At 70.2% G+C, this 26,983-nt stretch carries 18 protein-coding genes and 1 pseudogene; 11 read left to right on the top strand and 8 right to left on the bottom strand.

The window, feature by feature from the left end; translation table 11 throughout:
* Positions 1 to 36: 36 nt before the first annotated feature.
* Together FNH13_RS11380 and gltB are read right to left on the bottom strand one after the other, a co-directional pair.
* Positions 37 to 1,494 (bottom strand): glutamate synthase subunit beta, encoded by a 1,458-nt coding sequence (locus tag FNH13_RS11380; protein WP_143783529.1) that lies wholly within the window; start codon positions 1,492 to 1,494, stop codon positions 37 to 39.
* Positions 1,487 to 6,109, bottom strand: coding sequence for a glutamate synthase large subunit (gene gltB / locus FNH13_RS11375; protein ID WP_143783528.1), 4,623 nt, complete (start codon positions 6,107 to 6,109; stop codon positions 1,487 to 1,489). The genes FNH13_RS11380 and gltB overlap by 8 nt, the downstream gene beginning before the upstream one ends.
* 289 nt (positions 6,110 to 6,398) lie before the next feature.
* On the opposite strand from gltB, the gene uvrA reads away from it, so the two are divergent.
* The 11 genes from uvrA to FNH13_RS11320 all read left to right on the top strand — a co-directional run bounded on the left by uvrA (position 6,399) and on the right by FNH13_RS11320 (position 18,322).
* Positions 6,399 to 9,338 (top strand): excinuclease ABC subunit UvrA, encoded by a 2,940-nt coding sequence (gene uvrA / locus FNH13_RS11370; protein ID WP_143783527.1) that lies wholly within the window; start codon positions 6,399 to 6,401, stop codon positions 9,336 to 9,338.
* 5 nt (positions 9,339 to 9,343) lie between these two features.
* Positions 9,344 to 11,275: an excinuclease ABC subunit UvrC gene (uvrC, locus tag FNH13_RS11365; RefSeq protein WP_143783526.1), complete on the top strand. Its 1,932-nt coding sequence runs from the start codon at positions 9,344 to 9,346 to the stop codon at positions 11,273 to 11,275.
* Positions 11,276 to 11,286: 11 nt separating this feature from the next.
* Complete coding sequence (gene rapZ, locus FNH13_RS11360) at positions 11,287 to 12,240, top strand: RNase adapter RapZ (protein ID WP_143783525.1); 954 nt, start codon at positions 11,287 to 11,289, stop codon at positions 12,238 to 12,240.
* Between the two features lie 14 nt (positions 12,241 to 12,254).
* A complete protein-coding gene (locus FNH13_RS11355) occupies positions 12,255 to 13,184 on the top strand; it encodes a gluconeogenesis factor YvcK family protein (RefSeq protein ID WP_229576515.1) in 930 nt (309 codons plus the stop codon).
* A 40-nt stretch (positions 13,185 to 13,224) separates the two neighbouring features.
* Positions 13,225 to 14,205, top strand: a complete 981-nt coding sequence (whiA, locus tag FNH13_RS11350) for a DNA-binding protein WhiA (RefSeq protein ID WP_143783523.1) — start codon at positions 13,225 to 13,227, stop codon at positions 14,203 to 14,205.
* An 11-nt stretch (positions 14,206 to 14,216) separates the two neighbouring features.
* On the top strand, positions 14,217 to 14,429 hold the full coding sequence (locus FNH13_RS11345) for an alpha/beta hydrolase family protein (protein ID WP_143783522.1): 213 nt from the start codon (positions 14,217 to 14,219) through the stop codon (positions 14,427 to 14,429).
* Positions 14,430 to 14,540: 111 nt separating this feature from the next.
* The gene (gene gap / locus FNH13_RS11340; protein WP_143783521.1) at positions 14,541 to 15,545 is read left to right on the top strand and encodes a type I glyceraldehyde-3-phosphate dehydrogenase; all 1,005 of its coding nucleotides are present in this window, start codon (positions 14,541 to 14,543) and stop codon (positions 15,543 to 15,545) included.
* Between the two features lie 8 nt (positions 15,546 to 15,553).
* A complete protein-coding gene (locus FNH13_RS11335; RefSeq protein WP_143783520.1) occupies positions 15,554 to 16,762 on the top strand; it encodes a phosphoglycerate kinase in 1,209 nt (402 codons plus the stop codon).
* Positions 16,759 to 17,550 carry a triose-phosphate isomerase gene (tpiA, locus tag FNH13_RS11330; RefSeq protein ID WP_143783519.1) on the top strand — a complete coding sequence of 264 codons (792 nt, stop codon included), beginning with the start codon at positions 16,759 to 16,761 and terminating at the stop codon, positions 17,548 to 17,550. The genes FNH13_RS11335 and tpiA overlap by 4 nt, the downstream gene beginning before the upstream one ends.
* Before the next feature lie 83 nt (positions 17,551 to 17,633).
* Positions 17,634 to 17,876, top strand: a complete 243-nt coding sequence (secG, locus tag FNH13_RS11325) for a preprotein translocase subunit SecG (RefSeq protein WP_143783518.1) — start codon at positions 17,634 to 17,636, stop codon at positions 17,874 to 17,876.
* Positions 17,877 to 17,962: 86 nt separating this feature from the next.
* Positions 17,963 to 18,322 carry an RNA polymerase-binding protein RbpA gene (locus FNH13_RS11320; RefSeq protein ID WP_143783517.1) on the top strand — a complete coding sequence of 120 codons (360 nt, stop codon included), beginning with the start codon at positions 17,963 to 17,965 and terminating at the stop codon, positions 18,320 to 18,322.
* 52 nt (positions 18,323 to 18,374) lie between these two features.
* Here FNH13_RS11320 and pgl read toward each other — a convergent pair.
* From pgl to tkt, 6 genes and pseudogenes are all read right to left on the bottom strand, one after another.
* A pseudogene (gene pgl, locus FNH13_RS11315) lies at positions 18,375 to 19,046 on the bottom strand (6-phosphogluconolactonase); the annotation flags it as partial.
* Positions 19,047 to 19,061: 15 nt separating this feature from the next.
* Positions 19,062 to 20,207 (bottom strand): glucose-6-phosphate dehydrogenase assembly protein OpcA, encoded by a 1,146-nt coding sequence (locus FNH13_RS11310; protein ID WP_143785100.1) that lies wholly within the window; start codon positions 20,205 to 20,207, stop codon positions 19,062 to 19,064.
* Positions 20,204 to 21,733 (bottom strand): glucose-6-phosphate dehydrogenase, encoded by a 1,530-nt coding sequence (zwf, locus tag FNH13_RS11305; RefSeq protein WP_407669889.1) that lies wholly within the window; start codon positions 21,731 to 21,733, stop codon positions 20,204 to 20,206. Before zwf ends, FNH13_RS11310 begins: the two co-directional genes overlap by 4 nt.
* A gap of 11 nt (positions 21,734 to 21,744) precedes the next feature.
* Entirely contained in the window at positions 21,745 to 23,376 is a 1,632-nt protein-coding gene (locus FNH13_RS11300; protein ID WP_143783514.1) for a glucose-6-phosphate isomerase, read from the bottom strand.
* Positions 23,373 to 24,512: a transaldolase gene (gene tal / locus FNH13_RS11295; RefSeq protein ID WP_143783513.1), complete on the bottom strand. Its 1,140-nt coding sequence runs from the start codon at positions 24,510 to 24,512 to the stop codon at positions 23,373 to 23,375. Before tal ends, FNH13_RS11300 begins: the two co-directional genes overlap by 4 nt.
* A gap of 6 nt (positions 24,513 to 24,518) precedes the next feature.
* The gene (tkt, locus tag FNH13_RS11290; protein WP_143783512.1) at positions 24,519 to 26,741 is read right to left on the bottom strand and encodes a transketolase; all 2,223 of its coding nucleotides are present in this window, start codon (positions 26,739 to 26,741) and stop codon (positions 24,519 to 24,521) included.
* Positions 26,742 to 26,983 lie beyond the last annotated feature (242 nt).

Raw genomic sequence — 26,983 nt, 5'->3', positions numbered from 1 at the left:
CCAGATGCCGATCCGGTCGACCTCGTCCCTGCCGGTTCAGATGCTGATCGGGACATCCGTGGGTCGCACGGGGGAGGGCAGCGTGGTCGCGCCCGTCAGATGGCGGTCGACGGCCGCCGCACAGGCCCGCCCCTCGGCGATGGCCCACACGATCAGCGACTGTCCGCGGCCGGCGTCGCCGGCGACGAAGACCCCGGGCAGCTCCGTGGCGTAGTCCTGGTCCCGCGCGAAGGTGCCGCGCGGCGTCCTCGCCAGCTCGGTGCCCGTGCCGACGACCGGGTCGGGTCCGGTGAACCCCAGCGCGATGAGGACCAGGTCCGCCGGGATGGTCCGCTCCGTGCCGGCATACGCGTCGAAACGCCCGTCGACGCGCTCGCCGTCGACGATGTGCACGCCGGTGACGGCCCCGTCCTCGGCGACCACCTCCAGGGTGCTCACCCCGAACACCCGCTCGCCGCCCTCCTCGTGGGACTCGCCGACCCGGTGGATCAGCGGATACATCGGCCACGGGTGGCGCTCCGGACGCTCGGTCGGTGGCTGGGCCCGGATGTCGAGCTGGGTGACGCTGGCCGCGCCCTGCCGCAGCGCCGTGCCATAACAGTCCGCCCCGGTGTCGCCACCACCGACGATCACCACGTGCTTGCCCTCCGCGTCGATCCCGCGACCGGCACCCAGGGCCTCCCGGTTGGCCGGCACCAGGTAGTCCATCGCCGGATGGACCCCGGCGACGTCCTGGCCGCTGACGCCCAGCGGCCGGGGCACCGTGGAGCCGACGGCCAGCACGACGGCGTCGAAACGCTCCCGCAGCTCGGCGAGGCTGAGGTCGTCGGGGCCGTCGCCGCCGACGGTGACCCCGGTGGTGAACCGGATGCCCTCGGCCCGCAGCTGGACCAGGCGCCGGTCCAGCACCGACTTCTCCATCTTGAACTCCGGGATGCCATAGCGCAGCAGTCCACCGACGGCGTCGTCGCGCTCCAGCACCACGACCGTGTGGCCGGCCCGACCGAGCTGCTGGGCGGCGGCCAGACCGGCCGGGCCGGAGCCCACGACGGCAATGGTGCGCCCGCTGAGCCACTCCGGCTCGTGCGGAGTCACCAGGCCGTTGTCGAAGGCCCGGTCCACGATCGAGACCTCGACCTGCTTGATGGTGACCGCCGGTTGGCTGATCCCCAGCACGCAGGCGGTCTCGCACGGCGCCGGGCACAGCCGCCCGGTGAACTCCGGGAAGTTGTTGGTCGCGTGCAGACGCTCGATGCCCTCGCGGAAGTTGCCGCGCCGGGTCAGGTCGTTCCACTCCGGGATCAGGTTGCCCAGCGGGCAGCCCTGGTGACAGAACGGGATGCCGCAGTCCATGCACCGACCGGCCTGGCGGCGCAGCACCCCGTCCTCCTGGGCAGTGTGCACCTCCTTCCAGTCCATGATGCGGACCGGAACCGGGCGGCTGGGTTGCGGCTCGCGGTCGCGGTGGGCCAGGAAGCCGTGCGGGTCAGCCACGGGAGTCCTCCAGGATCAGTTGCCAGGCGTGGGGACCGTCGGGGTCGTCTCCGCGGGAGGCGACTTCCTCGCGGATCCGCAACACCCCGGCATACTGCCGCGGGGTGATCCGGGTGAACCTGGTCGGCCAGTCGGGGTCGCCCAGCAGCTCCTGCGCGAGCGTGGAGCCGGTGAGCTGGACGTGCTCGGTGAGCAGCTCGAGCAGCACGCCGGCGGTCGGGCCGCCGGTGGTGACCTGCTCGAGGAGGAGGTCACCGGAGGTGCGGGCCGCCACGTTCACCCGGGCGGGGAGCAGATCCAGGACGTATGCCGTGCCACCAGACATCCCCGCCCCCAGGTTGCGACCGGTGGGGCCGAGGATCAGCACTGTTCCGCCGGTCATGTACTCCAGGGCATGGTCGCCGACGCCCTCCACGACGGCGATGGCGCCGGAGTTGCGCACGCAGAAGCGCTCGCCGACCCGGCCCCGCAGGTTGAGCTGCCCGGACGTCGCGCCATAGGCGATGACATTGCCGGCGATCACCTGGTCCGCGGCGGTGAAGCGGGCGCCCTCGGACGGCCGGATGACGATCTGGCCGCCGGAGAGGCCCTTGCCGACGTAGTCATTGGCGTCTCCGACCAGGCGCAGCGTGACGCCGCGGGGCAGGAAGGCACCCAGCGACTGCCCGGCGGAGCCGGTGAGGGTCAGGTCGATGGTGCCGTCGGGCAGACCGTCCGGGCCGTGCCGGCGGGTCACCTCGTGTCCGAGCAGGGTCCCCAGGGTCCGGTTGACGTTGCGGATCGCGAAGTCGGCCCGGACCGGCTGCCGGTGCTCCAGCGCCGGGGCCGCGGCCGCGATGAACTGGTGGTCCAGCGCCCGCTCCAGGCCGTGGTCCTGCCCCCGGGTCCGGTGGCGGGGCGCACCCTCCGGCAGCGGCTCGGCATACAGGAGAGGAGTCAGGTCGAGTCCGTGCGCCTTCCCGTGGACGGTGGCGGCCTCCGTGTCGAGCAGGTCGACCCGCCCGATCACCTCCTCCAGGCTGCGGTAACCCAGTGCTGCCAGGTGCTCGCGCACCTGCTCGGCGATGAAGGTGAAGAAGGTGATCACGTGCTCGGCCTTGCCGGTGAAGCGCGCCCGCAGCTCGGGATTCTGCGTGGCCACGCCCACCGGACAGGTGTCCAGGTGACAGACCCGCATCATCACGCAGCCGGAGACCACCAGCGGTGCGGTGGCGAAGCCGAACTCTTCCGCACCGAGCAGCGCCGCGATCACCACGTCCCGCCCGGTCTTGAGCTGGCCGTCGATCTGGACGGTGATCCGGTCGCGCAGCCCGTTGCGCAGCAGGGTCTGCTGGGTCTCGGCCAGGCCCAGCTCCCACGGGGTGCCGGCGTGCTTGAGGGAGGTCAGCGGGCTCGCGCCGGTGCCGCCGTCGGCACCGGAGACCAGCACCACGTCGGCGTGCGCCTTGGCGACGCCTGCGGCCACCGTGCCGACGCCGACCTGGCTGACCAGCTTGACGTGCACCCGGGCGCGAGGGTTGGCGTTCTTGAGGTCGTGGATGAGCTGGGCGAGGTCCTCGATGGAGTAGATGTCGTGGTGCGGAGGCGGCGAGATCAGGCCCACGCCCGGCGTCGAGTGCCGGGTGGCGGCGATCCACGGATAGACCTTGCCGGGCGGCAGCTGGCCGCCCTCGCCGGGCTTGGCACCCTGGGCGACCTTGATCTGGATGTCGTCGGCGCTGACCAGGTAGGCGCTGGTGACCCCGAATCGGCCGGACGCGACCTGCTTGATGGCCGAGCGCCGCTCCGGGTCGGCGAGCCGATCCGGCTCCTCGCCGCCCTCCCCACTGTTGGACTTGCCGCCGAGCCGGTTCATCGCGATGGCGAGCGTCTCGTGCGCCTCGCGGGAGATGGAGCCGTAGCTCATCGCGCCGGTGGCGAACCGCTTCACGATCGAGGCGACCGGCTCGACCTCCTCCAGCGGCACCGGGTCACGGTCCCCGGTGAGGCGCAGCAGGCCGCGCAGCGTCATGAGCTGCTCCGCCTGGTCGTCCACCAGGTCGGTGTACTGCCGGAAGATGTCGTAGCGCCCCGAGCGCGTGGCGTGCTGGAGGCGGAAGACCGTCTCCGGGTTGAACAGGTGCGGGGGACCCTCCCGGCGCCACTGGTACTCCCCGCCGACCTCGAGGTCACGGTGGTAGGGCGGGATGCCGCTGAGCGGGTAGGCCACGCTGTGCCGGGCGGCCACCTCCTGGGCGATCACCTCGAGGCCGACGCCGTCCAGCTGGCTGGTGGTGCCGGTGAACCAGCGCTCCACCAGCTGCGTGGAAAGCCCCACAGCCTCGAAGGTCTGGGCACCGCGGTAGGAGGAGACCGTGGAGATGCCCATCTTGCTCATCACCTTGAGCACCCCCTTGCCGAGGGCCCGGATCAGGTTGGCGATGGCGACGTCGGGGTCGAGTCCGTCCAGCTGGCGGCCGGCGCGGCAGAGGTCCTCGACGGACTCCATCGCCAGATAGGGATTGACGGCCCCGGCGCCATAGGCGATCAGCAGCGCCACGTGGTGCACCTCGCGGACGTCACCGGCCTCCACGAGCAGACCGACCCGGGTGCGGGTGTGCTCCCGCACCAGGTGGTGGTGCACGGCGCTGGTCAGCAGCAGTGACGGGATCGGGGCGTGCTCCCGGTCGGCGTGCCGGTCGGACAGGACGACGAAGAAGGCGCCGCGTGCCACGGCCTCGGACACCTGCTCGCAGATCTCTGCCAGCCGTTCGGCGAGCGCCTGCGCGCCGCCGTCGACCCGATAGAGACCGCGCACCACGACCGGTGCGAAGTCCGGGTGCTGCCCCTCGAGGTTGATGTGCCGCAGGGCGGCGAGCTGGTCGTTGTCGATCACCGGGAAGTCGAGCTCCACCTGGCGGGCGTGCTCCGGCCCCTCGGTCAGCAGGTTGGCCTCCGGCCCGGTGGTGGTCATCAGGGAGGTCACCACCTCCTCCCGGATGGCGTCCAACGGCGGGTTCGTGACCTGGGCGAAGGCTTCGACAAAGTAGTCGAACAACAGCCGGGGCCGCTCGGACAGCGCCGCGATCGGCGTGTCCGAGCCCATCGCGCCCAGCGGCTCGGTGCCGGACTGCGCCATGGGGGAGAGGATGATGCGCAGCTCCTCCTCGGTGTAGCCGAAGATCTGCTGGCGGCGGGTGACCGAGGCGTGGGTGTGGCGGACGTGGACCCGCTCGGGCAGGTCCTCCAACCGCACCACGTTGTCGTCGACCCAGCGTCGATAGGGCTGGGCGGTCGCGAGGTCGCGGATGAGCGCCTGGTCGTCGACGATCTGGCCCGCCTCCGTGTCGACCAGGAACATCCGACCCGGCTCGACCCGTCCCTTGGTCACGATGCGCTCCTCCGGGATCGGCAGGACGCCGGACTCGCTGCCAAGGACGACCAGTCCCTCGTCGGTGACCCAGTAGCGCGAGGGCCGCAGACCGTTGCGGTCCAGGATGCCGCCCACCTGGGAGCCGTCGGTGAAGACCAGGCTCATCGGGCCGTCCCAGGGCTCCATGATCATCGAGTGGAAGTCGTAGAAGGCCCGCAGCTCGTCGTCCAGCTCGGGGTTGTTCTCCCAGGCGGGCGGGACCATCATCAGCACGGCGTGGGGCAGCGAGCGCCCGCCCAGGTGGAGCAGCTCGACGACCTCGTCGAAGGTCGCGCTGTCGCTGGCGCCGGGCGTGCAGACCGGCAGGGCGCGGGAGAGGTCGCCGGGGAAGACCGACGTCGTCAGGTTGCTCTCCCGGGCGTGCATCCAGTTGCGGTTGCCGCGCACGGTGTTGATTTCGCCGTTGTGCGCGATCACCCGGTAGGGGTGGGCCAGCGGCCACGCCGGGAAGGTGTTGGTGGAGAAGCGCGAGTGCACGACCGCCAGCCGGGACTCGTAACGCTCGTCACGCAGGTCCGGGAAGAACTCGTCGAGCTGGCCGGTGGTCAGCATGCCCTTGTAGGTCAGGGTGCGTCCGGACAGCGAGACGGGATAGACCTCCGTCTCGCGCTCGATCACCTTGCGCGCCAGCCAGACCCGACGCTCCAGGTCGAGCCCGGAGTCACCGGTGCGGGAGGCCACCACGACCTGCCGTATGCCGGGCATCGCCTTCCGGGCTAGCGGCCCCAGGATCTCGGGCCGGGTCGGGACCGTGCGCCAGGCCAGCACGTCCAGTCCGCTGTCGTGAAGGATCTGCTCCACGGCGGCTCGGGCCCTGGCCTCGTCCCGCGGCGGGAGGAAGAGCAGCCCCACGGCATACGAGCCGGGCGCGGGCAGCTCGACGTCCAGGACGGAGCGCAGGAAACGGTCCGGCACCTGGGTGAGCATCCCGGCCCCGTCCCCGGAGTCGGGCTCGGCGCCGACCGCTCCCCGGTGGTCGAGGTTGTGCAGGGCGGTGAGGGCGTGCTCGACGATGTCGTGCCCGGGGGAGCCGCGCAGCGTCGCGACGAAGGCGACGCCACACGCATCGTGCTCGTGCGCTCCGTCATAGAGCCCGGCGGGGCGAGCGGCGCTCGCGGGGGAGCTCGGGCCCACAGGAGTGTCCGGCTGGGCGTTCGGGTCCGGCTGGGCGTTCGGGGTCCGAAAAGTGGGGCTCTGGTTCATGGCACCGTCCAAGGGCGGGCAGCCTGTAGCCGCGTGAGGGGGATCCCGGGACGACGTCGGCCCGGTGGGCGCACCACTTCGCCGTCTGCCGACCGAAAAGTGCTGCGGTGACTGTAAATGCCAGGACCCGATGACCGGAAGGAATCGTGCCGAGCGTCACATAAGTATGCAGGAGCGAGCATAATTTGTCACTGGTGTGGCGGTGGCCGATGGTGTGGCCGATGGTGCCGCGGATCTCGCCAGATAGGGACTGTCGGTGGCACGATCTACCATCGAGAGCGTGCCATCCATGACTGCCCCCGCCTCCCTCCCGCCCCGTCGCGACCGCTTGGTCGTGCGCGGTGCGCGCGAGCACAACCTCAAGGATGTCTCCGTGGACATCCCGCGCGATGCCCTGGTGGTGTTCACCGGGCTGAGCGGATCCGGCAAGTCCTCGCTGGCGTTCGACACGATCTTCGCGGAGGGGCAGCGGCGCTATGTCGAGTCGCTGTCCGCCTATGCCCGCCAGTTCCTCGGTCAGATGGACAAGCCGGACGTGGACTTCATCGAGGGCCTGTCTCCGGCGGTGTCGATCGACCAGAAGTCGACCAACCGCAACCCCCGGTCGACGGTGGGGACGATCACCGAGGTCTATGACTACCTGCGTCTGCTCTATGCCCGGGTCGGTCGTCCGCACTGCCCGGTGTGTGGCGAGCCCGTGGCGCGCCAGACCCCGCAGCAGATCGTCGACCGGCTCCTCGAGCTGCCCGAGGGCACGCGCTTCCAGGTCCTGGCACCGGTCGTCCGGGCCCGCAAGGGGGAATATGTCGAGCTGTTCGGCGAGCTGCAGGGCAAGGGCTTCTCGCGGGCCCGGGTCGATGGTGAGGTCGTCTCCCTGAGCGAGCCGCCGACCCTGGAGAAGCAGAAGAAGCACACCATCGACGTGGTCGTCGACCGCCTCGTGGCCAAGGGCGGGGATCGCAAGGCCAAGCAGCGGCTCACCGACTCCGTCGAGACCGCTCTGGGACTGGCCGGTGGCCTGGTGGTCATCGAGTTCGTCGACATCGCCGACGACGACCCGGAGGGCCGCCCCCGCGAGCGGCGCTACTCCGAGCGGATGGCCTGCCCCAACGACCACCCGCTGTCGATGGATGAGCTGGAGCCGCGCTCCTTCTCGTTCAACTCCCCGTTCGGTGCCTGCCCGTCCTGCACCGGGCTCGGCATGGAGCTCGAGGTCGACCCCGAGCTGGTGATCCGGGACGAGGACGCCAGCATCATGGAGGGTGCGATCACGCCCTGGTCCACGGCGCACGGGATCAGCGACTACTTCGTCCGGGTGCTCGGCGGCCTGGGTGAGGACCTGAAGTTCGACCTGGATACCCCGTGGCGGGCGCTGCCCGGGCGGGCGCGTGACGCGATCCTGTTCGGTTACAAGCACAAGGTGCACGTGCGTTACCGCAACCGGTTCGGGCGCGAGCGTGCCTACAGCACCGGCTTCGAGGGGGTCATCCCCTATGTCAAGCGCAAGCATGCCGAGACCGAGTCCGACACCAGCCGGGAGCGCTACGAGGCCTACATGCGGGAGATCCCGTGCCCGGTCTGTCAGGGCAGCCGGCTCAAGCCGGAGACCCTCGCGGTGACCATCGGCGGACAGAACATCTCCCAGGTGTGCGCTCTCCCGATCGACCAGAGCGCCGAGTTCCTGCGCACCCTCGAGTTCACCGAGCGGGAGGCGCAGATCGCCGACCGCGTCCTGGTGGAGGTCCAGTCCCGCCTCGGCTTCCTGCTCGACGTCGGGCTGGACTACATCTCGCTGGACCGTCCGGCCGGCACGCTGTCCGGTGGCGAGGCACAGCGCATCCGGCTGGCCACGCAGATCGGCTCCGGCCTGGTCGGGGTGCTCTATGTCCTGGACGAGCCGTCCATCGGCCTGCACCAGCGGGACAACCACCGGCTCATCGAGACCCTCACCCGGCTGCGGGACCTGGGCAACACCCTCATCGTCGTCGAGCACGACGAGGACACCATCCAGGCGGCTGACTGGGTGGTCGACATCGGCCCCGGTGCCGGGGAGCACGGAGGCCAGGTGGTGCACTCGGGGTCCGTTGCGGCGCTGCTGGCCCACGACACCTCGATCACCGGCGCCTACCTGTCCGGACGCCGGGAGATCGCGGTGCCGGCCACCCGCCGCCCGCAGGACGGGCGCCGCCTCACCGTCCGTGGGGCACGCGAGCACAACCTGCAGGGCGTCGACGTCTCCTTCCCCCTGGCCAACCTGGTGGCAGTCACTGGGGTGTCCGGCTCGGGCAAGTCCACGCTGGTCAACGACATCCTCTACAAGGTCCTGGCCAACAAGCTCAACGGTGCCCGTCAGGTGCCGGGGCGGCACAAGCGCGTCGAGGGCCTGGAGGTGCTCGACAAGGTGGTCCACGTGGACCAGGGACCGATCGGGCGCACTCCCCGCAGCAACCCGGCGACCTACACCGGCGTCTTCGACAACATCCGCAAGCTGTTCGCGGAGACCACCGAGGCCAAGGTGCGTGGTTATCTGCCCGGGCGCTTCTCCTTCAACGTCAAGGGCGGGCGCTGCGAGGCGTGCTCTGGTGACGGCACGCTCAAGATCGAGATGAACTTCCTGCCGGACGTCTATGTGCCGTGCGAGGTCTGTCACGGTGCTCGCTACAACCGCGAGACGCTCGAGGTGCACTTCAAGGGGCGGACGATCTCTCAGGTGCTGGACATGCCGATCGAGGAGGCCGCCGAGTTCTTCTCGGCCGTCCCGGCGATCGCCCGTCACCTCACCACCCTGGTGGAGGTGGGCCTGGGCTATGTCCGGCTGGGCCAGCCCGCGCCAACCCTCTCCGGTGGTGAGGCCCAACGGGTCAAGCTCGCCGCCGAGCTGCAGAAGCGATCCACCGGCCGCACGGTCTACGTCCTCGACGAGCCGACCACGGGTCTGCACTTCGAGGACATCCGCAAGCTGCTCAAGGTGCTGCAGGGCCTGGTCGACAAGGGCAACACGGTCCTGGTGATCGAGCACAATCTCGACGTGATCAAGAGCGCTGACTGGGTGGTCGACCTGGGGCCCGAGGGTGGCCGGGGCGGCGGCATGGTGGTGGCGCAGGGCACGCCGGAGCAGGTGGCCGCCCACCCCGACAGCTACACCGGCCAGTTCCTCGCGCCCCTGCTGGAACGGGGGCGTGGCGCCGCGTCGGCACCGCGATCCCGAGCCCGTGGGCGGTCTGCCTGAGACCGATGGCTGATCCCTCCACCTATCGACCCCGACCCGGGGAGATCCCGACCGAGCCGGGTGTCTACCGCTTCCGCGACCAGCACGGCCGGGTCATCTATGTCGGCAAGGCCGTCTCGCTACGGTCCCGCCTGAGCTCCTACTTCCAGGACATCTCGGCGCTGCACCCGCGCACCCGCACGATGGTGCAGACCGGGGCCTCGGTGGAGTGGACGGTGGTGCGCAACGAGGTCGAGGCGCTCCAGCTGGAGTACGCCTGGATCAAGGAGTACGACCCGCGCTTCAACGTCAAGTACCGCGACGACAAGTCCTACCCCTATCTCGCGGTGACGATGGGTGAGGAGTTCCCGCGGGCCCAGGTGCTGCGCGGAGCCAAGCGCAAGGGCACCCGCTACTTCGGTCCCTACGCCCACGCCTGGGCGATCCGCGAGACGCTCGACCAGCTGCTGCGGGTCTTCCCCGTGCGCACCTGCAGCAAGGGTGTCTTCAACCGTGCCAGCCAGGTCGGACGGCCCTGCCTGCTCGGCTACATCGACAAGTGCTCGGCGCCCTGCGTCGGCCGGGTCAGCCCCGAGGAGCACCGGGAGATCGCCGAGGACTTCTGCGACTTCATGGCCGGCAACACGGGCCGCTTCGTCAAGGACCTGGAGCAGCGCATGCGGACGGCCAGCAATGAGTTGGACTTCGAGACGGCTGCCCGGCTGCGGGACGACATCGCCGCCCTGCAGCGGGCGCTGGAGAAGTCCGCGGTCGTCCTGCCGGACGCCACGGACGCCGACGTCTTCGCGCTCGCCGACGACGAGCTCGAAGTGGCCTTCCAGGTCTTCCACGTGCGTGGTGGCCGGGTCCGTGGGCAGCGTGGGTGGGTCAGTGAGAAGGGCGCCGAGGATCTCGCGGAGATCGTCGAGCACCTGCTGCAGCAGGTCTATGGCGGGGAGTCCGCCGAGGCGGTCCCGCGGGAGGTGCTGGTGCCGGTTGCCCCGACCGGACGCGGCAACCTGGAGGAGTGGCTCAGCGAGTTGCGGGGCTCCCGCGTCCAGATCAGGGTGCCCCAGCGCGGGGACAAGAAGTCGCTGCTGGAGACGGTCGCGCGCAACGCCCACCAGTCGCTGGCCCGGCACAAGGTGGCCCGGTCGGGGGACCTCACCGCGCGCAGCCAGGCGTTGCAGGAGCTGCAGGACCTCCTGGAGTTGGACGATGCGCCGTTGCGCATCGAGTCCTTCGACATCAGCCACGTGCAGGGCACCGACGTGGTGGGCTCCATGGTGGTCTTCGAGGACGGACTGGCGCGCAAGAGTGAATACCGCCGCTTCATCGTCCGGGAGGGGACCGCCGACGACACGGCGGCGATGCACGAGGTGCTCACCCGACGCTTTCGCCATCTGCTCAACGCGCCCACGCCGGTGGACGGGCAGCCGGTCACACCGGACGGCAAGGCTGCCCGCTTCGCCTACCCACCCAACCTGGTCGTGGTCGACGGTGGGCTGCCGCAGGTCAACGCCGCAGCGGCCGCGCTCAGCGAGGTCGGGGTCAACGACGTGGCGGTGATCGGGCTGGCCAAACGTCTCGAGGAGGTCTGGGTGCCGGGGCAGGAGTTCCCGGTGATCCTGGCCCGCACCAGCGAGGGTCTCTACCTCCTGCAGCGGGTCCGGGACGAGGCGCACCGCTTCGCCAACACCTTCCACCGGGAGCGGCGCTCGAAGTCGATGACCACGAGCCGGTTGGACGGCATACCAGGGCTCGGTCCGGCCCGGCAGAAGGCGCTGCTCAAAGCCTTCGGGTCCGTCCGCAAGCTCGAGCGGGCCTCCGTCGAGGAGCTCACTCAGGTGCCGGGGATCGGCCCCTCGGTGGCCGCCCTCGTGCACGAGAGGCTGACCGGGGAGGCGGCCCGCGACACGCCGGGAGTTAACCTGGCCACTGGCGAAGTTCTGGACTGAGGGAGAGCCATATGACTGACGTCGATGCGGACGCGACCGCGTCCCCGGACCCGGCCGTTGATCCGGGGGGCGCAGACACTGCGGCAGGTTCGGAGGTGTCGGCCGATCACCGCGAGTTCGTGCTGCTCACCGGGATGAGCGGGGCGGGCCGCTCCACCGCAGCCAATGTGCTGGAGGACCGCGGGTGGTATGTCGTGGACAACATCCCGGCCAGAATGCTCGCCGACCTGGTCGACGTCGTCTCCGGCGGGGTGCGCCCGCAAAAGGTGGCGGCGGTCGTCGACGTGCGCAGCCGGGACTTCACCACCGAGCTGTCAGCAGGGATCAGGACCCTCGAGGCCAAGGGCTACACCCCCCGGACGATCTTTGTGGACTCCACGGACGAGGCCCTGGTGCGCCGGTTCGAGAGCGTGCGCCGGCCGCACCCGCTGCAGGGGGACGGTCTGCTGCTCGACGGCATCCACAAGGAGCGCCGCATGCTCGGCGACATCCGGTCCGGGGCCGACGTGGTGATCGACACCACGGGCTACAACGTGCACCAACTGGGCCTGGCGGTCGACGAACTGCTCGACACCGACGTGACCGTGCGCCTGCGCATGGCGGTGCTCTCCTTCGGCTTCAAGTACGGCATCCCTCTCGACGCCGACGTGGTGCTGGACCTGCGCTTCCTGGTCAACCCCTACTGGCAGCCCGAGCTGCGCAAGTTCACCGGACGCGACGAGCGGGTGCGCGACTATGTGCTGGGCCAGTCCGGGGTGGACGCCTACCTCGACGCGGTCGCCCAGATGCTCAACATCGCGATGGACGGCTACCTCGCGGAGGGACGACGCTATGTCACCGTGGCCATCGGCTGCACCGGCGGCAAGCACCGTTCCGTCGCCGTGACCGAGGAGCTGGTCAAGCGCCTCGAGGGGCGTCCCGGAGTGGCACTCACCACCTTCCACCGTGACCTGGGGCGCGAGTGAGATCGCCTCGGGTCGTGGCCCTGGGCGGTGGCCACGGGCTGGCCGCCTCGCTGCAGTCCCTGCGCCACCTGACGGAGGAGATCACCGCGATCGTGACCGTGGCGGACGACGGCGGCTCCAGCGGACGCCTGCGCCACGAGTTCGGCATCCTGCCCCCCGGCGACCTACGGATGGCCCTGGCGGCCCTGTGCGAGGACACCGCGTGGGGCCACCAGTGGAGTGCCGTGCTGCAGCACCGGCTCGGTGGCGACGGCGAGCTGGCTGGTCACGCCCTGGGCAACCTGCTGATCATGGGTCTGTGGGAGCTGCTGGACAGCCCGGTCAAGGGCCTGGACCTGGTGGGCCGGCTGCTCAACACCCGTGGCCGGGTGCTGCCCATGTGCGATGTGCCCCTGGACATCGAGGCCACGGTGCTGGGCGCTGACCCTGCGGCCCCCGAGGAGATGACGGTCGTCAAGGGGCAGTCGCGGGTCGCGGCCACCCCAGGACGGGTGATGAGTGTGCGCATCGTCCCCGACGAGCCACCGGCCTCCACCCAGGCGCTGGAAGCGATCAAGCTGGCCGACTACGTCATCCTGGGCCCGGGCTCCTGGTTCACCTCCGTGATGCCGCACCTGCTGGTCCCGGAGCTGCAGGACGCGCTCGTGCACACGCCGGCCCGGCGGATCCTGACCCTCAACGTGGGCCTGGACGATGACGAGACCCAGGGCTTCACCCCGGCCGAGCACGTCGAGGTGCTCTCGGCCCACGCGCCGGACCTGACCGTCGACTTCGTGATCGCCGACCCGGCCGTCGTCCGCAACGACGAGCACGCCCTCCGCGAGGTCGCCGCCGGCATCGGGGCCGAGCTCGTTGTCACTCCCGTGCGTAAGATGCGGAGACCGCGCGAGCACGACACCCTGCGGCTGGCCGCGGCCTACCGGGACGTGATCCTCGGTGGCTGAGACGGCACGACGCACGACCAGGACCTCTAAGGGGGGCACGATGGCCATGACAGCCCGCGTCAAGGACGAGTTGAGCAGGCTGCCCGTCACCAAGACCTGCTGCAAGAAGGCTGAGGTCTCCACGATGCTGCGCTTTGCTGGTGGCCTGCACATCATCGGTGGGCGCATCGTCATCGAGGCAGAGGTGGATACCGCGCAGGTCGCCCGGCGGCTGCGCGCCTTCATGGCCGACGTCTACGGCTCCAGCAGCGAGATGGTGGTGATGGGACCCGGTGGTCTGCGCAAGGGCACCCGCTATGTCGTGCGCGCCACCTCCGACGGTGAGTCGCTGGCGCGACAGACCGGACTGATCGACCACCGTGGCCGCCCCGTGCGAGGGCTGCCCCCGCGGATCGTGGGCGCCGCGGTCTGTGACGCCGAGGCCGCCTGGCGTGGAGCCTTCCTGGCCCACGGCTCGATCACCGAGCCCGGCCGGTCCTCCGCCATGGAGATCACCTGCCCCGGTCCGGAGGCTGCGCTGGCCCTGATCGGGGCCGGGCGGCGGATGAGCATCCAGGCCAAGGCCCGCGAGGTGCGCGGGGTGGACCGGGTCGTGCTGCGCGACGGTGACGCGATCGGCGCCATGCTCACCCGGCTGGGCGCCCACGAGGCGGTCCTGGCCTGGGAGGAGCGCCGCATGCGCCGTGAGGTGCGGGCGACGGCCAACCGGCTCGCCAACTTCGACGACGCCAACCTGCGCCGGTCGGCCCGGGCCGCCGTGGCCGCCGGCGCGCGCGTCCAACGTGCCCTGGAGATCCTCGGCGAGGACGCCCCCGAGCACCTACGGGTGGCCGGACTGCTCCGGGTGGAGCACAAGCAGGCGTCCCTGGAGGAGCTCGGTCAGCTCGCGGACCCCCCGATGACCAAGGACGCCGTGGCCGGACGCATCCGCCGACTCCTGGCGATGGCCGACAAGCGGGCCGAGGACCTGGGCATCGACGGCACCGACGCCGGCCTGACCGCCGAGATGCTCGACGACTGAGTGCGTCGGTCGTGCCGCCGTCGCAGGCGGACGAGCTAGCGCAGGCGCTGCGGGCCAAGAACCGGCCGGTCGCGCTGGTCCTCTTCGAGGGCGAGGGACACGGGTTCCGGGCGCTGGACAACCAGGTGCGGGCCCTGGAGGCAGAGCTGTCCTTATATGCCCAAGTCCTCAGTCTGGAGCTGGACGAGGGCATCGAGCCGGTCGTGGTGGACAACCTCACCTGAACCACCCGGCCCGGTTGCCCACCATCCGCCTCTATCCCATAGGTTGGGGGGAGACGTTTCACCGTTCACAAGCCCGGCCCAGGCGCCGGATGAGATTGGGAGGCTGGTCACGTGACCGTTCGCGTAGGCATCAATGGCTTTGGCCGCATCGGCCGCAACTTCACCCGCGCCGTCCTCGCGTCGGGCGCCGACATCGAGATCGTCGGAGTCAACGATCTGACCGACAACGAGACGCTGGCGCACCTGCTGAAGTACGACTCGATCCTGGGCCGTCTCGACGCCGAGGTGACCTCCACCGAGGACGACATCACGGTGGGTGGCCAGACCATCAAGGCGTTCGCCGAGAAGGACCCGGCTGCCCTGCCCTGGGGTGACCTGGGTGCGGACGTGGTCATCGAGTCCACCGGCATCTTCACCGACGCCACCAAGGCCAAGGCGCACATCGACGGTGGGGCCAAGAAGGTCATCATCTCCGCGCCGGCGAAGAACGAGGACTTCACGGTCGTCCTGGGCGTCAACGAGGGTGACTACGACCCCGCCAACCACCACATCATCTCCAACGCCTCCTGCACCACCAACTGCCTGGGCCCGATGGCCAAGGTGCTGCACGAGGAGTTCGGCATCGTCAAGGGTCTGATGACCACGATCCACGCCTACACCGCCGACCAGAACCTGCAGGACGGCCCCCACAAGGACCTGCGCCGCGCCCGCGCCGCTGCGCTCAACATCGTGCCGACGTCGACGGGTGCGGCCAAGGCCATCGGCCTGGTGCTCCCCGAGCTCAAGGGCAAGCTCGACGGCTTTGCTTTGCGCGTCCCGGTCCCCACCGGCTCGGCCACCGACCTGACCTTCGAGGCCAGCCGTGAGGTCACCGTCGAGGAGGTCAACGCCGCCGTCAAGAAGGCCGCCGAGGGCCCCCTGCAGGGCATCCTGCGCTACACCGATGAGCCCATCGTCTCCAAGGACATCGAGACCGACCCGGCCTCCTGCATCTTCGACTCCGGCCTCACCCGGGTGATCGGCAACCAGGTCAAGGTCGTCGGCTGGTACGACAACGAGTGGGGCTACTCCAGCCGTTTGGTCGACCTGACCGTGCTGGTTGGCAGCAAGCTCTGAGCGGCGCCATGAAGACGATCGCCGACCTCGGCGACCTCTCGGGTCGCCGGGTCCTGGTCCGCAGCGACCTCAATGTCCCGCTCGATGACTCCGGCGCGATCACCGACGACGGCCGGGTGCGCGCCTCGGTGCCCACCATCAAGGGCCTCGCCAAGGCGGGCGCCCGGGTCATCGTGTGTGCCCACCTGGGCCGGCCCAAGGGTGCGCCGGAGGAGAAGTACTCCCTGCGTCCCGTGGCCACCCGACTCGAGGAGTTGCTGGAGCAGCCGGTCGCCTTCGCCACAGACACGGTGGGAGAGTCGGCCCGCTCGGCGGTGGACGCCCTCGAGGACGGCCAGGTGCTCCTGCTGGAGAACCTGCGGTTCAACCCGGGCGAGACCGCCAAGACTGCGCCGGAGCGCCAGGAGTTCGCCGAGCAGCTCGCGGCCCTGGCCGACGCCTATGTCAGTGACGGCTTCGGCGTGGTCCACCGCGAGCAGGCGAGCGTCTTCGACATCGCCGCCCTGTTGCCGTCGGCAGCAGGCGGGCTGGTCCAGTCCGAGGTGGAGGTGCTGCGCCGGCTCACCGAGGACCCGCGGCGCCCGTATGCCGTGGTGCTGGGTGGGGCGAAGGTGTCCGACAAGCTCGGTGTCATCGACAACCTGCTCGGCAAGGCCGACCGGTTGCTCATCGGCGGTGGCATGGTCTTCACCTTCCTGGCGGCCCAGGGCCACGAGGTGGGTAACAGCCTGCTCGAGGAGGACCAGTTGGAGGTCGTCCGCGGCTATCTGAAGACCGCGGAGGACACCGGGGTGGAGATCGTGCTGCCGACGGACATCGTCGCGGCGACCGAGTTCTCCGCCGACGCCGAGCACGAGGTGGTGGCGGCCGACGAGATCCCCGCCGACCGCATGGGCCTGGACATCGGTCCGGACTCGGCACGGCTGTTCGCCGACAAGTTGGCGGACGCCAGGACCGTCTTCTGGAACGGCCCGATGGGGGCCTTCGAGATGGAGCCCTATGCGGCCGGGACGGAGGCGGTGGCCAGAGCCCTGGTGGACATCACTGCCAGTCACGATGCCCTGACGGTCGTCGGCGGCGGAGACAGCGCTGCCGCCGTGCGCCAGTTCGGCCACTCCGACGACGAGTTCGGTCACATCTCCACCGGTGGCGGGGCCTCGTTGGAGTTTTTGGAAGGCAAAACCCTGCCCGGCCTCGAGGTACTGGAGAACTCATGACGGACCGCACCCCGCTGATGGCGGGCAACTGGAAGATGAACCTGGACCACCTCCAGGCCACCCACCTGGTGCAGAAGCTTGACTGGAGCCTGCGGGACGCCCGCCACGACTTCGCCGCCGTCGAGGTCGTCGTGCTCCCGCCCTACACCGACCTGCGGTCCGTCCAGACCCTGGTCCAGGGGGACAAGCTGGAGCTGGGCTATGGCGCCCAGGACCTGTCCCAGCACGACTCGGGCGCCTACACCGGAGAGATCTCTGGTGCCTTCCTGGCCAAGCTCGGCTGCAGTTATGTCGCCGTCGGGCACAGCGAGCGCCGCCAGCTCCACGGCGAGACCGACGAGCTGGTCGCCGCCAAGACCCGGGCCGCGCTCAAGCATGAGCTGGTCCCGATCGTCTGCGTGGGCGAGCCCCTGGAGGTGCGCCAGGCAGGCGAGCACGTCGCGCACGTGCTCGCCCAGGTCGACGCCGTCCTGACCGGCTTGGACGCGAGCACGGTCAGCGGTCTGGTCATCGCCTACGAGCCGGTGTGGGCCATCGGCACCGGCGAGGTGGCCACCCCGGCCGACGCCCAGGAGGTGTGCTCTGCCATCCGCACCCGGGTCGCTGAGTTGTCCACCGGAGACAGCGCGGACGCGGTCCGGCTCCTGTATGGCGGATCCGTCAAGCCTGGAAACGTCGCCTCCATCATGGCTGAGGAGGATGTCGACGGTGCGCTGGTCGGTGGTGCCTCGATCAGCGTCGAGGACTTCGCCGCCATCTGCCGCTACCAGCAGCACGTCGGAGGCTGATCGCCACCCCGACGTGGGTTACCCTGTTATCTGCTCTTGAACCCCGGGCCGCCCTGGCCCGACCCGACGTGAGGTGTGCGCCCGTGGACTTGGTCCGGATCTTCCTTGACGTGCTGCTCGTGCTGAGCAGTGCGTTCCTGGTGCTGCTGATCCTGATGCACAAGGGCCGCGGTGGCGGCCTCTCCGACATGTTCGGTGGCGGCATGACGAGCAGCCTGGGTGGGTCGACGGTCGCCGAGCGCAACCTGACCAGGATCACCATCGCCGTGTCAATCATCTGGGCCGCTGCCGTCGTCGGAATCGGCCTGCTGATCCGCTTCGCCTGACCGAATCGCGGCCCCCCTCCCGGGATGCGCAGTGACACGGGTTACATTTTGTGCTCAGGCGTTGCTCGAGTTCCAGGAGGTTAGCTGTGGTCGGGACGAATTCCATCAGGGGTAGCAGGGTGGGCTCCGGCCCCACGGGTGAGGCCGAACGCGGCCAGGTTGCCCCGCGCATCGAGCGCTCCTACTGGTGCAGCAACGGGCACGAGAGCCGCCCCAGTTTTGCTGTGGAAGGCGTTGCCGACGCCCCGGAGTTCTGGGACTGTCCCCGCTGCGGCATGCCAGCGGGCCAGGACAAGGACAACCCGCCAGCGGCGCCCAAGAACGAGCCGTACAAGACCCACCTGGCCTATGTGAAGGAGCGTCGCTCCGACAAGGCCGGCGCCGACCTGCTCGACGAGGCGCTGAGCGCGCTGCGGGAGCGCCGCGGCACGACCGACGCCCCCTGACGAGACGGGACCCTGAGCCCGCATCACCCTGCGTGAGGAGTCAGGTCACACCTCAGGTCACACCCTGAGCAGCGGCCTCGTCGAGCCACCAGATCGTCTGGCGGGTGCCGTGGACCCAGGACGCGGGCAGAGCCGGGTCGTCCTGCGCGGCTCGGGCTGCCACGACGGCCTCGGCCTTATCCTCGCCGGCGACGACCAGCCAGACACGCTCGGCGGCGCACAGGGCCGACACTGTGAGCGAGAGGCGCAGGGCCGGCGGTTTGGGCGAGTCGGTCACCGCCACGGTGCTCTGGTCGGTGACCGTCAGCTCCGCCCGGTCGGGGAAGAGCGAGGCGACGTGCGCATCAGGACCCATCCCCAGGAGCACGACGTCGAAGCGAGGTGTCTGCTCACCCTCCGGGGCGTGCATCGCGAGCTCGCGCGCCCAGGTGGCCGCAGCCGCGGGCAGCTCCTCCTCGGTGCTGCCGGCCGGAGCGGGGTGGATGTTGGCACCTGGCACCGGCAGCGCGTCCAGGCCAGCATCACGGGCATGCTGGTCGTTGCGGTCCGGGTGGCTCTCGGGGACGAAGCGTTCGTCGCCCCACCAGACATGCACCTTGCTCCAGGTGCTCGTGGACAGTTCAGCCGCGGCCAGTGCTGCGACGGTGCGCGTTCCCATGGAGCCACCGGTGAGGACGAGGTGAGCGACATCGCGTAGGGCCACCGCCTCCTGGAGGGCGGTCGCGGCGGCCGCGGCTACCTACTCGGTCGGCGCCTCGGGGTCCGCGCCCGTCCGGACCTCCCCGGCGGTCCTGTCCCCGAGCTCCTCCGCCACCCGGGTGCGCAACCGCTCCTCGTCTGGGGCGTCCTCCTGGGGGTGCCGCTTGCCCAACGCACGCGAGGACATCGAGGGGGTGGCGGTGGCCGGCACCTGCGCCGGCCCGGCCGGGACGTCACCGGCGCGGGCGGCGTGGGCCGCTCCCTTGCGCTTGCGGGTGACCAGGGGCAGGCCCCTGGTCAGGGCGGCGGCGTAGATCTCATCGGCATCGAGCCGGCGCAGCTCCTGGGCCAGGCACTCGGCCGCGCTGGGAGTGATGAGCGGCACCTCGCGCACTGGCTGGCCCGGTTGACTGAGGGTCGACAGACCCTCGTCGGAGCGGGCCAGATCGATCGGTCCGTGCGCACGATCCATCCGCACACTGACGATGCCGGTGCCGGCCGCGCTGTTGACGCGCTGCACCGGCACGTCGAGCGCATCGGCGAGCCAGCCGGCAATCAGGTCAGCGCTGGGCTCCCCGGGCTCGGCCACCACCGCAGCAGACTGCACGGGCTCGAACGGTGCCTCGTCCAGGGCGGCTGCCAGCAGGCCGCGCCAGCGGGTGATCCGCGTCCAGGACAGGTCGGTGTCACCCGGCGCATAGTGCTTGGCGCGGCGCTTGAGCTGGGCCGCGGGGCTGCTGCAGCCACCGGCGTCGGTGATGCGTCGGCGGGCGATCTCCCCGAGGGCGCTGGTGGCCACGTCGGGTGGTGGCTCCCCCGGCCACCACGCCACGATGGGGGAGTCCGGCAGAAGCAGCGGGGTCACCACGGAGGCGCCGTGGTCCGCCATCTCACCAAACATCCGCAGGACGACGATCTCGCTCGCCCCGGCGTCACCGCCGACCCGGATCTGCGCGTCCAGGCGACTGGACCCACGTCGGTTGGCACGCACGACCGCCAGGATGCGGGCCGGGTGCTGACGCGTGGCGTCGTTGGCGATCTCCAGGGCCGCGTCCGCCTCCTCCTCGTCGGTCACCAGGAGCAGGGTGAGGACCCGGCCCATGGCCATCGCGCCGACGGAGTGCCGCAGGGCGACCAGACGTTTGGCGATCTCGGTGGTGGTGGTGCTGGGCAGGTCGACGATCACGGCAGTCTCCACTCGCGCCCATCCCGGCGCATCAACTCATCGGCCGACTCCGGCCCCCACGTGCCAGCCGGGTAGGCACCCGGCTTCACCGCGTTGCGGGCCCAGTAGTCGATCACGGGGTCGAGGATCCGCCAGGAGAGCTCGACCTCCTCGTGACGTGGGAACAGCGGGGGGTCGCCGAGCAGCACATCCAGGATGAGCCGCTCGTAGGCCTCGGGGCTGGACTCGGTGAACGACGCGCCATAACCGAAGTCCATCGTCACGTCGCGGACCTCCATCTGGGTGCCGGGCACCTTGGAGCCGAAGCGCATCGTGATGCCCTCATCCGGCTGGATCCGGATGACGATGGCGTTCTGCCCCAGCTCCTCGGTCGCCGTGCTGCTGAACGGCAGATGCGGCGCCCGCTTGAAGACCACGGCGATCTCGGTGACCCGCTTGCCCAGCCGTTTGCCGGCGCGCAGATAGAACGGGACCCCCGCCCAGCGTCGGGTGTCCACCTCCACCTTCAGCGCGGCATACGTCTCGGTGAGGGAGTCGGGGGCGACCCCGGCCTCCTCGAGGTAGCCCTGGGTGAGTTCACTGCCCTGCCAGCCCGCGGCATACTGACCCCGCGACGTCGCACTGCCCAGGTCCTCGGGCAGTCGGGCGGAGGCGAGCACCTTGAGCTTCTCGATGCGCACGGACGGGGCGGTGAAGTCGATCGGCTCCTCCATCGCGGTCAGCGCCAGGAGCTGCAGCAGATGGTTCTGGATGACGTCCTTGGCCGCGCCGACCGTGTCGTAGTATCCGGCCCGGCCACCGATCCCGATGTCCTCGGCCATCGTGATCTGCACGTGATCGACGTAGTTGCTGTTCCAGATCGGCTCAAACATCTGGTTGGCGAAACGCAGGGCCAGGATGTTCTGCACCGTCTCCTTGCCCAGGTAGTGGTCGATCCGGAAGACCGAGTCGGGCGGGAAAACCCCCTCGACGATCTCGTTGAGCTCCTGGGCACTGGCCAGGTCGTGACCGAACGGTTTCTCGATCACCACCCGACGCCAGCTGCCCGGGATCGGGTCGCTGAGGCCGGAAGCGCGCAACTGCTCGCAGACGGTCGCGAAGTAGTCCGGCGGGATCGAGAGGTAGAACGCGTGGTTGCCCCCGGTGCCGCGCTCGGAGTCCAGCTCGCGCACCGTGTCGGCCAGCACCCGGTAGGCATCCGCGTCGTCGAAGTTGCCCGGCACGAACCGGAAGCCCTCCGCCAGGCTGCGCCACACGTCCTCCCGGAAGGGGGTGCGGGCGTGGGCGCGCACCGAGTCGTGCACGACCTTGCCGAAGTCCTGCTGCTTCCAGTCCCGCCGGGCGAACCCGACCAGGGAGAACCCGGCCGGGAGCAGGCCGCGGTTGGCGAGGTCGTAGATCGCCGGCATGAGCTTCTTGCGGGCCAGGTCGCCGGTGACGCCGAACATCACCATGCTGCACGGGCCCGCGATGCGGGGCAGGCGCTTGTCGTCCGGGTGCCGCAGCGGGTTATGCTGCGCGGACACGTCCGTCGGACTCACGAGCGACCCAGCACCTCGCGGAGCTGGGCCAGCCCTGCCTCCTGCTCGGTCAGGTGCAGCCGCAGGACCGGTCGGCCCTTGTCGGCGAGCACCTGGGCGTCACCGGCCGCCTGGGCGGCGATGAAGGTGCCGAGGGTGAACTCCTTGCCCGGCACCGGAACGTCCTGGACGGGTGCCCCGGTCACCTGCAGATAGATCCCGGTCTCCGGTCCGCCCTTGTGGAACTGGCCGGTGGAGTGCAGGAAGCGCGGTCCCCAGCCGAAGGTGACCGGGCGGCCCAGACGGGTCTCCAGGGTGCCGCGCACCGACTCCAGGTCGGCGTGCGCGAGACGGTCCAGATAGACCATGACGGCCAGGTAGCCGCGGTCGGGGTCCAGCTGCGCCAGGAGCGCGTCGACCGAGCCCTCGAGCGAGGTGCTGGCCTCCCCGAGCTCCAGGGCCGTGCCGGCGGTCCGGATCTCGACGGCACCGTCCGTGCCGAGCGCGTCCTCGGTCCCACCTGAGGGGTTGTCCATCAGGTCGCGGGCGGCGGACTTGGCGCTCTCGACGTCGGGCTGGTCGAACGGGTTGATCCCCAGGAGCCGCCCGGCGACCGCCGTGGCGACCTCCCAGAGCAGCAGCTGGGCACCCAGTGTGCCGGCGACGTTGATCTGCGAGGGCACCTGCTCGCTGGCAGTCTCCTCGTCGTCCTCGGCGGTCAGCGCGACCACCGTGGCGTCCGGGGCGCCGGCCACGGCCGGTGCTGCCCCGGCACGGCCCACGACGACCGGCAGCACGCCGGTGCCCTCCTTGCCGGTGCTCTCGGCGATGAGCTGCTCGGCCCAGTCGGCGAAACCCACGATGGGGGTGCCGCGGTCGGTGAGGATCAACTTGTCGCGCAGGGGCTCGGTGCCGGCCATGGCAGCGCCGAGCCGCAGGCCGGGGTTGGCCGGGTCGTCCTCGGCGAGGAGGTCGGCGACCACCTCGGCCTCGTCCAGCAGTGCCCCGACGTCGATGCCGGCCAGCCCCGATGGCACGAGACCGAACGCGGTCAGGGCCGAGTAGCGCCCACCGACATTGGGGTCGGCGTTGATGACGCGGTAACCGTCGGCCCGGGACTGCGTGTCCATCGCGCTGCCGGGGTCGGTGACGATGATGATCCGCTCGGTCGGGTCGATTCCGGCGTCCTGGAAGGCCTGGATGAAGATCCGGCGCTGGGAGTCGGTCTCGACGGTCGATCCGGACTTGGAGGAGACCACCACCGCGGTCCCGGCCAGGTCATCGTGCACGCACGCGCGCACCATGTCCGGATCGGAGGAGTCGACGACCACGAGGTCGACCCCTGCCGTTGCGCAGATCACCTCGGGGGCCAGGGAGGAGCCGCCCATGCCGCACAGGGCGATCCGGTGCACCCCGCGGGAGGTGAGCTCCTCGCGCAGCGCAGAGATCTCCCCGACCAGGGGACGGGAGGTGCGGTGCAGGCCCGTCCAGGAGAGCCGGATCGCGGACTCGGACTCGGCCTCAGGACCCCACAGGGTGGGATCCTGCGCGAACAGGCGGGAGGCGACCTTGTCCTCCACCAGCGTGGGCAGGTGCGCCTCGACGGCGTCAGCCGCCGCGCCCAGCGCCTCGACGGACAGTGAGCTCACCTGGCTTCGCCACCCAGCCGGTCGAGCTCGCCCTGGACAGAGTCGAGCAGCCCGGCCCAGGACTTCACGAACTTGTCCAGACCCTCGGTCTCCAGGGTGTCCACCACCTGGGCATAGCTGACGCCGACCCGCTCCAGGTCGTCGAGGACCTGCTGGGACTCGGCATAGGTGCCGGTCACCGAGTCGGCCGGGATCACCCCGTGGTCGGCCGTGGCCTCCATGGTGGCGTGCGGCATGGTGTTGACGGTGTTCGGGGCGACCAGCCCGTCGACATACAGCGTGTCCGGGTAGTCCGGGTTCTTCACCCCGGTGGAGGCCCACAGCGGCCGCTGGGCGTTGGCCCCGTCGTCGGCGAGGTTCTGCCAGCGCGGGGTGGAGAAGACCTCCTCGTAGGCCTGGTAGGCCAGGCGGGCGTTGGCCAGCCCTGCCTTGCCCTTCAGCGCGGTGGCCTCGGGGGTGCCGATGGCGTCGAGCTGGTTGTCGATCTCGCTGTCGACACGGGAGACGAAGAACGAGGCGACCGAGTGGATCGTGGACAGGTCCTTGCCACCCTCACGAGCCTGCTCGAGGCCGGTGAGGAAGGCGTTCATCACCCCGCGGTAGCGGTCCAGGGAGAAGATCAGGGTCACGTTGACGCTGATCCCCTCGGCTAGCACCTGGCTGATCGCGGGCAGCCCCTCGACCGTGGCCGGGATCTTGATGAACAGGTTCTCGCGGTCGACCTCGGCCCAGAGCTTCTTGGCCATCTCGACCGTGCCCTCGGTGTCGGCCTCCAACCGCGGGTCCACCTCGATGGAGACGCGACCGTCGACCCCGCCCGAGGCGTCGAAGACGGGCTTGAGCACGTCGCAGGCGTTGCGGACGTCCTCGGTGGTCAGCGCGAAGACCGTGGTGTCGACGTCCGACCCGGCGGCAGCCAACTGCTGCACCTGCTCGGTGTAGGCCTCGCCGTCAGAGAGGGCGTTGGCGAAGATCGTCGGGTTGGTGGTGACGCCGACGACATGGCGGGTGTCGATGAGCTGCTGGAGTTCACCGGAACTGATCATGGTGCGGCTGAGGTCGTCCAGCCAGATGGAGACACCGGCGGCGGACAGATCTGCCAGGGGGGTGCTCGAGGACGTGGTGTTCTCAGTCATGGGTGCTCACTTCTCCTGAGTTGAGGTGGGGACGTCGCCGATGGTGGGCTCGCCGGAGGACGGTTCGGTCGGGGTGTTGTGGGCCGGGGCCTCGTCGCCCCGGGCCGCGGCGATGGACTCGGTGGCCGCCGCGGCGACGGCCTCGGCGGTGATGCCGAACTCGCGGAAGAGGGTCTCGTAGTCGGCGGAGGCGCCGAAGTGGTCGAGGCTGATGATCCGTCCGGCGTCGCCTACCAGCTCGCGCCAGCCCTGGGCCACGCCGGCCTCGACGCTGACCCGGGCCCGCACGGTCGGCGGGAGGACGTCGTCCCGGTAGGACTGGTCCTGCGCGTCGAACCACTCGCGACACGGCATGCTCACCACGCGGGCGCGCACACCCTGCTCGGCGAGCTGCTGGCGCGCGTGCACGGCCAGCTGGACCTCCGAGCCGGTGCCGATCAGGATCACGTCGGGCTCCCCGCCCTCCGCGTCAACCAGGACGTAGCCGCCCTTTTCCGTCAGGTCCGCGGAGGCGAACTCGGTGCGGTCCCAGGTCGGCACGTTCTGGCGGGTCAGCGCCAGCGCCATCGGGTGGTCGTGGATCTGCAGGGCGGTGCGCCAGGCCACGGCGGTCTCGTTGGCGTCGGCCGGGCGGATCACGTCGAGGCCGGGGATCGCGCGCAGTGCGGCGAGGTGCTCGACGGGCTGGTGGGTCGGGCCGTCCTCACCCAGACCGATGGAGTCGTGGGTCCAGACATAGACGACCGGGAGCTGTTGGATCGAGGCCAGCCGGACGGCCGGGCGCATGTAGTCCGAGAACACCAGGAAGGTGCCGCCGTAGGGTCGCGTCAGGCCCTCCAGTGCGATGCCCGACAGGATCATGCCCATGCCGTTCTCGCGGATGCCGAAGTGCAGGGTGCGTCCAAACTCGTTGCCGGCGAACATGTCCGTGGACTTGCTCGCCGGGACGAAGCTCGGCTCACCCTTCATGGTGGTGTTGTTGGAGCCGGCCAGGTCGGCCGAGCCGCCCCACAGCTCGGGCATCACATCGGCGAGGGCGTTGAGCACCTCACCGGAGGCGGCGCGGGTGGCCTTGCCCTTGGCGTCGGCGTCGAAGACGGGGAAGGCGTCTGCGAAGCCGTCCGGCAGCTCCTTGGCCAGGAGGCGGTCCAGGAGGGTCGCCCGGTCCGCGTTGGCGTCCCGCCAGGTGTTGTATGCCGTGTCCCACTCCGCGTGCGCGGCCTGTCCGCGGTCCATCACCAGGCGGGCGTGTGCCAGGACCTCGGGGTCGTCCGGGAAGTTCACGTCCGGATCGAACCCGAGGAGCTTCTTGGTCGCGGCGACCTCGTCGGCACCCAGGGCCGAGCCGTGCGAGGCGCCGGTGTCCTGCGCGGTGGGGGCGGGCCAGGCGATGATCGTCCGGAGCAGCACCAGCGTCGGCTTGTCGGAGGTCTTGCTGTCCTCGAGGGCGGTGAACAGGGCGTCGATGTTCTCGACATACGACTCCTGCTCGCGCCAGTCGACGGTCACGGCGTTCCAGCCGTAGGCCTCGTAGCGCTTGGCGACGTCCTCGGAGAAGGAGATGTCGGTGTCGTCTTCGATGGAGATGTAGTTCTGGTCGTAGATCAGCGTCAGGTTACCCAGCTCCTGGTGCCCAGCCAGGGAGGAGGCCTCAGAGGCCACGCCCTCCATGATGTCGCCGTCAGAGGCAAGGACCCAGATGTGGTGGTCGAAGGGTGAGGTGCCGGGAGCCGCGTCCGGGTCGAGCAGGCCACGCTGACGGCGCTGCGCCATCGCCATGCCGACCGCAGTCGCCAGACCGCTGCCCAGCGGGCCGGTGGTCAGTTCCACACCGGTCGTGTGATGGACCTCGGGGTGCCCCGGGGTCAGGCTGCCCCAGGTGCGCAGCGCCGCCAGGTCGCTCAGCTCCAGGCCGTAACCGTTGAGATAGAGCTGGATGTACTGGGTCAGGCTCGAGTGCCCACAGGAGAGGACGAACCGGTCGCGTCCCAGCCAGTCGGGGTCGCTCGGGTCGTGCTTCATCACGTTCTGATAGAGCAGGTAGGCGACCGGGGCCAGGCTCATCGCCGTCCCGGGGTGGCCGTTACCGACCTTCTGGACTGCGTCAGCGGCCAGGATCCGGGCGGTGTCGACGGCGCGCACGTCGAGATCGGTCCAGCCGACCTCGGTGGCCACCGGGGCGGCGAGGCTCGCGTCTCGATTCGGGGTGTCCTGGGTCGTCTCGGTCACGAGTCACTCCTCCGTAGTCGGCGGCGTGGTGCGTGGCAGCACCACGGTCACTGCCGACCTTAGTCCGCCGGAGTGAAGTGCGCACCGTCCGGTCCACTCTTCCTCGGGTTCGCCGTCAGGTCGGCGCGGCCCGGCGTCCCGGTGAGTGTGTCGGCGCCCTGGGCGGCTACCATGAGAGGTGCAAGCGGGCCCCCCAACCCGGGCGCCCGGCATACTGTCTGCTGCTCTGTGACAAGGACGAC

This window comes from Ornithinimicrobium ciconiae, assembly GCF_007197575.1.
GTDB lineage: Bacteria > Actinomycetota > Actinomycetes > Actinomycetales > Dermatophilaceae > Ornithinicoccus > Ornithinicoccus ciconiae.
This window is presented reverse-complemented; position numbering and strand designations above follow the sequence as displayed.

Coding starts and splice junctions, on each gene's coding strand:
- tpiA (WP_143783519.1), top strand. CDS start 16,759: ATGACGGACCGCACCCCGCTGATGGCGGGCAACTGGAAGATGAACCTG.
- uvrC (WP_143783526.1), top strand. CDS start 9,344: ATGGCTGATCCCTCCACCTATCGACCCCGACCCGGGGAGATCCCGACC.
- gltB (WP_143783528.1), bottom strand. CDS start 6,109: ATGAACCAGAGCCCCACTTTTCGGACCCCGAACGCCCAGCCGGACCCG.
- uvrA (WP_143783527.1), top strand. CDS start 6,399: ATGACTGCCCCCGCCTCCCTCCCGCCCCGTCGCGACCGCTTGGTCGTG.
- rapZ (WP_143783525.1), top strand. CDS start 11,287: ATGACTGACGTCGATGCGGACGCGACCGCGTCCCCGGACCCGGCCGTT.
- tal (WP_143783513.1), bottom strand. CDS start 24,512: ATGACTGAGAACACCACGTCCTCGAGCACCCCCCTGGCAGATCTGTCC.
- whiA (WP_143783523.1), top strand. CDS start 13,225: ATGGCCATGACAGCCCGCGTCAAGGACGAGTTGAGCAGGCTGCCCGTC.
- FNH13_RS11335 (WP_143783520.1), top strand. CDS start 15,554: ATGAAGACGATCGCCGACCTCGGCGACCTCTCGGGTCGCCGGGTCCTG.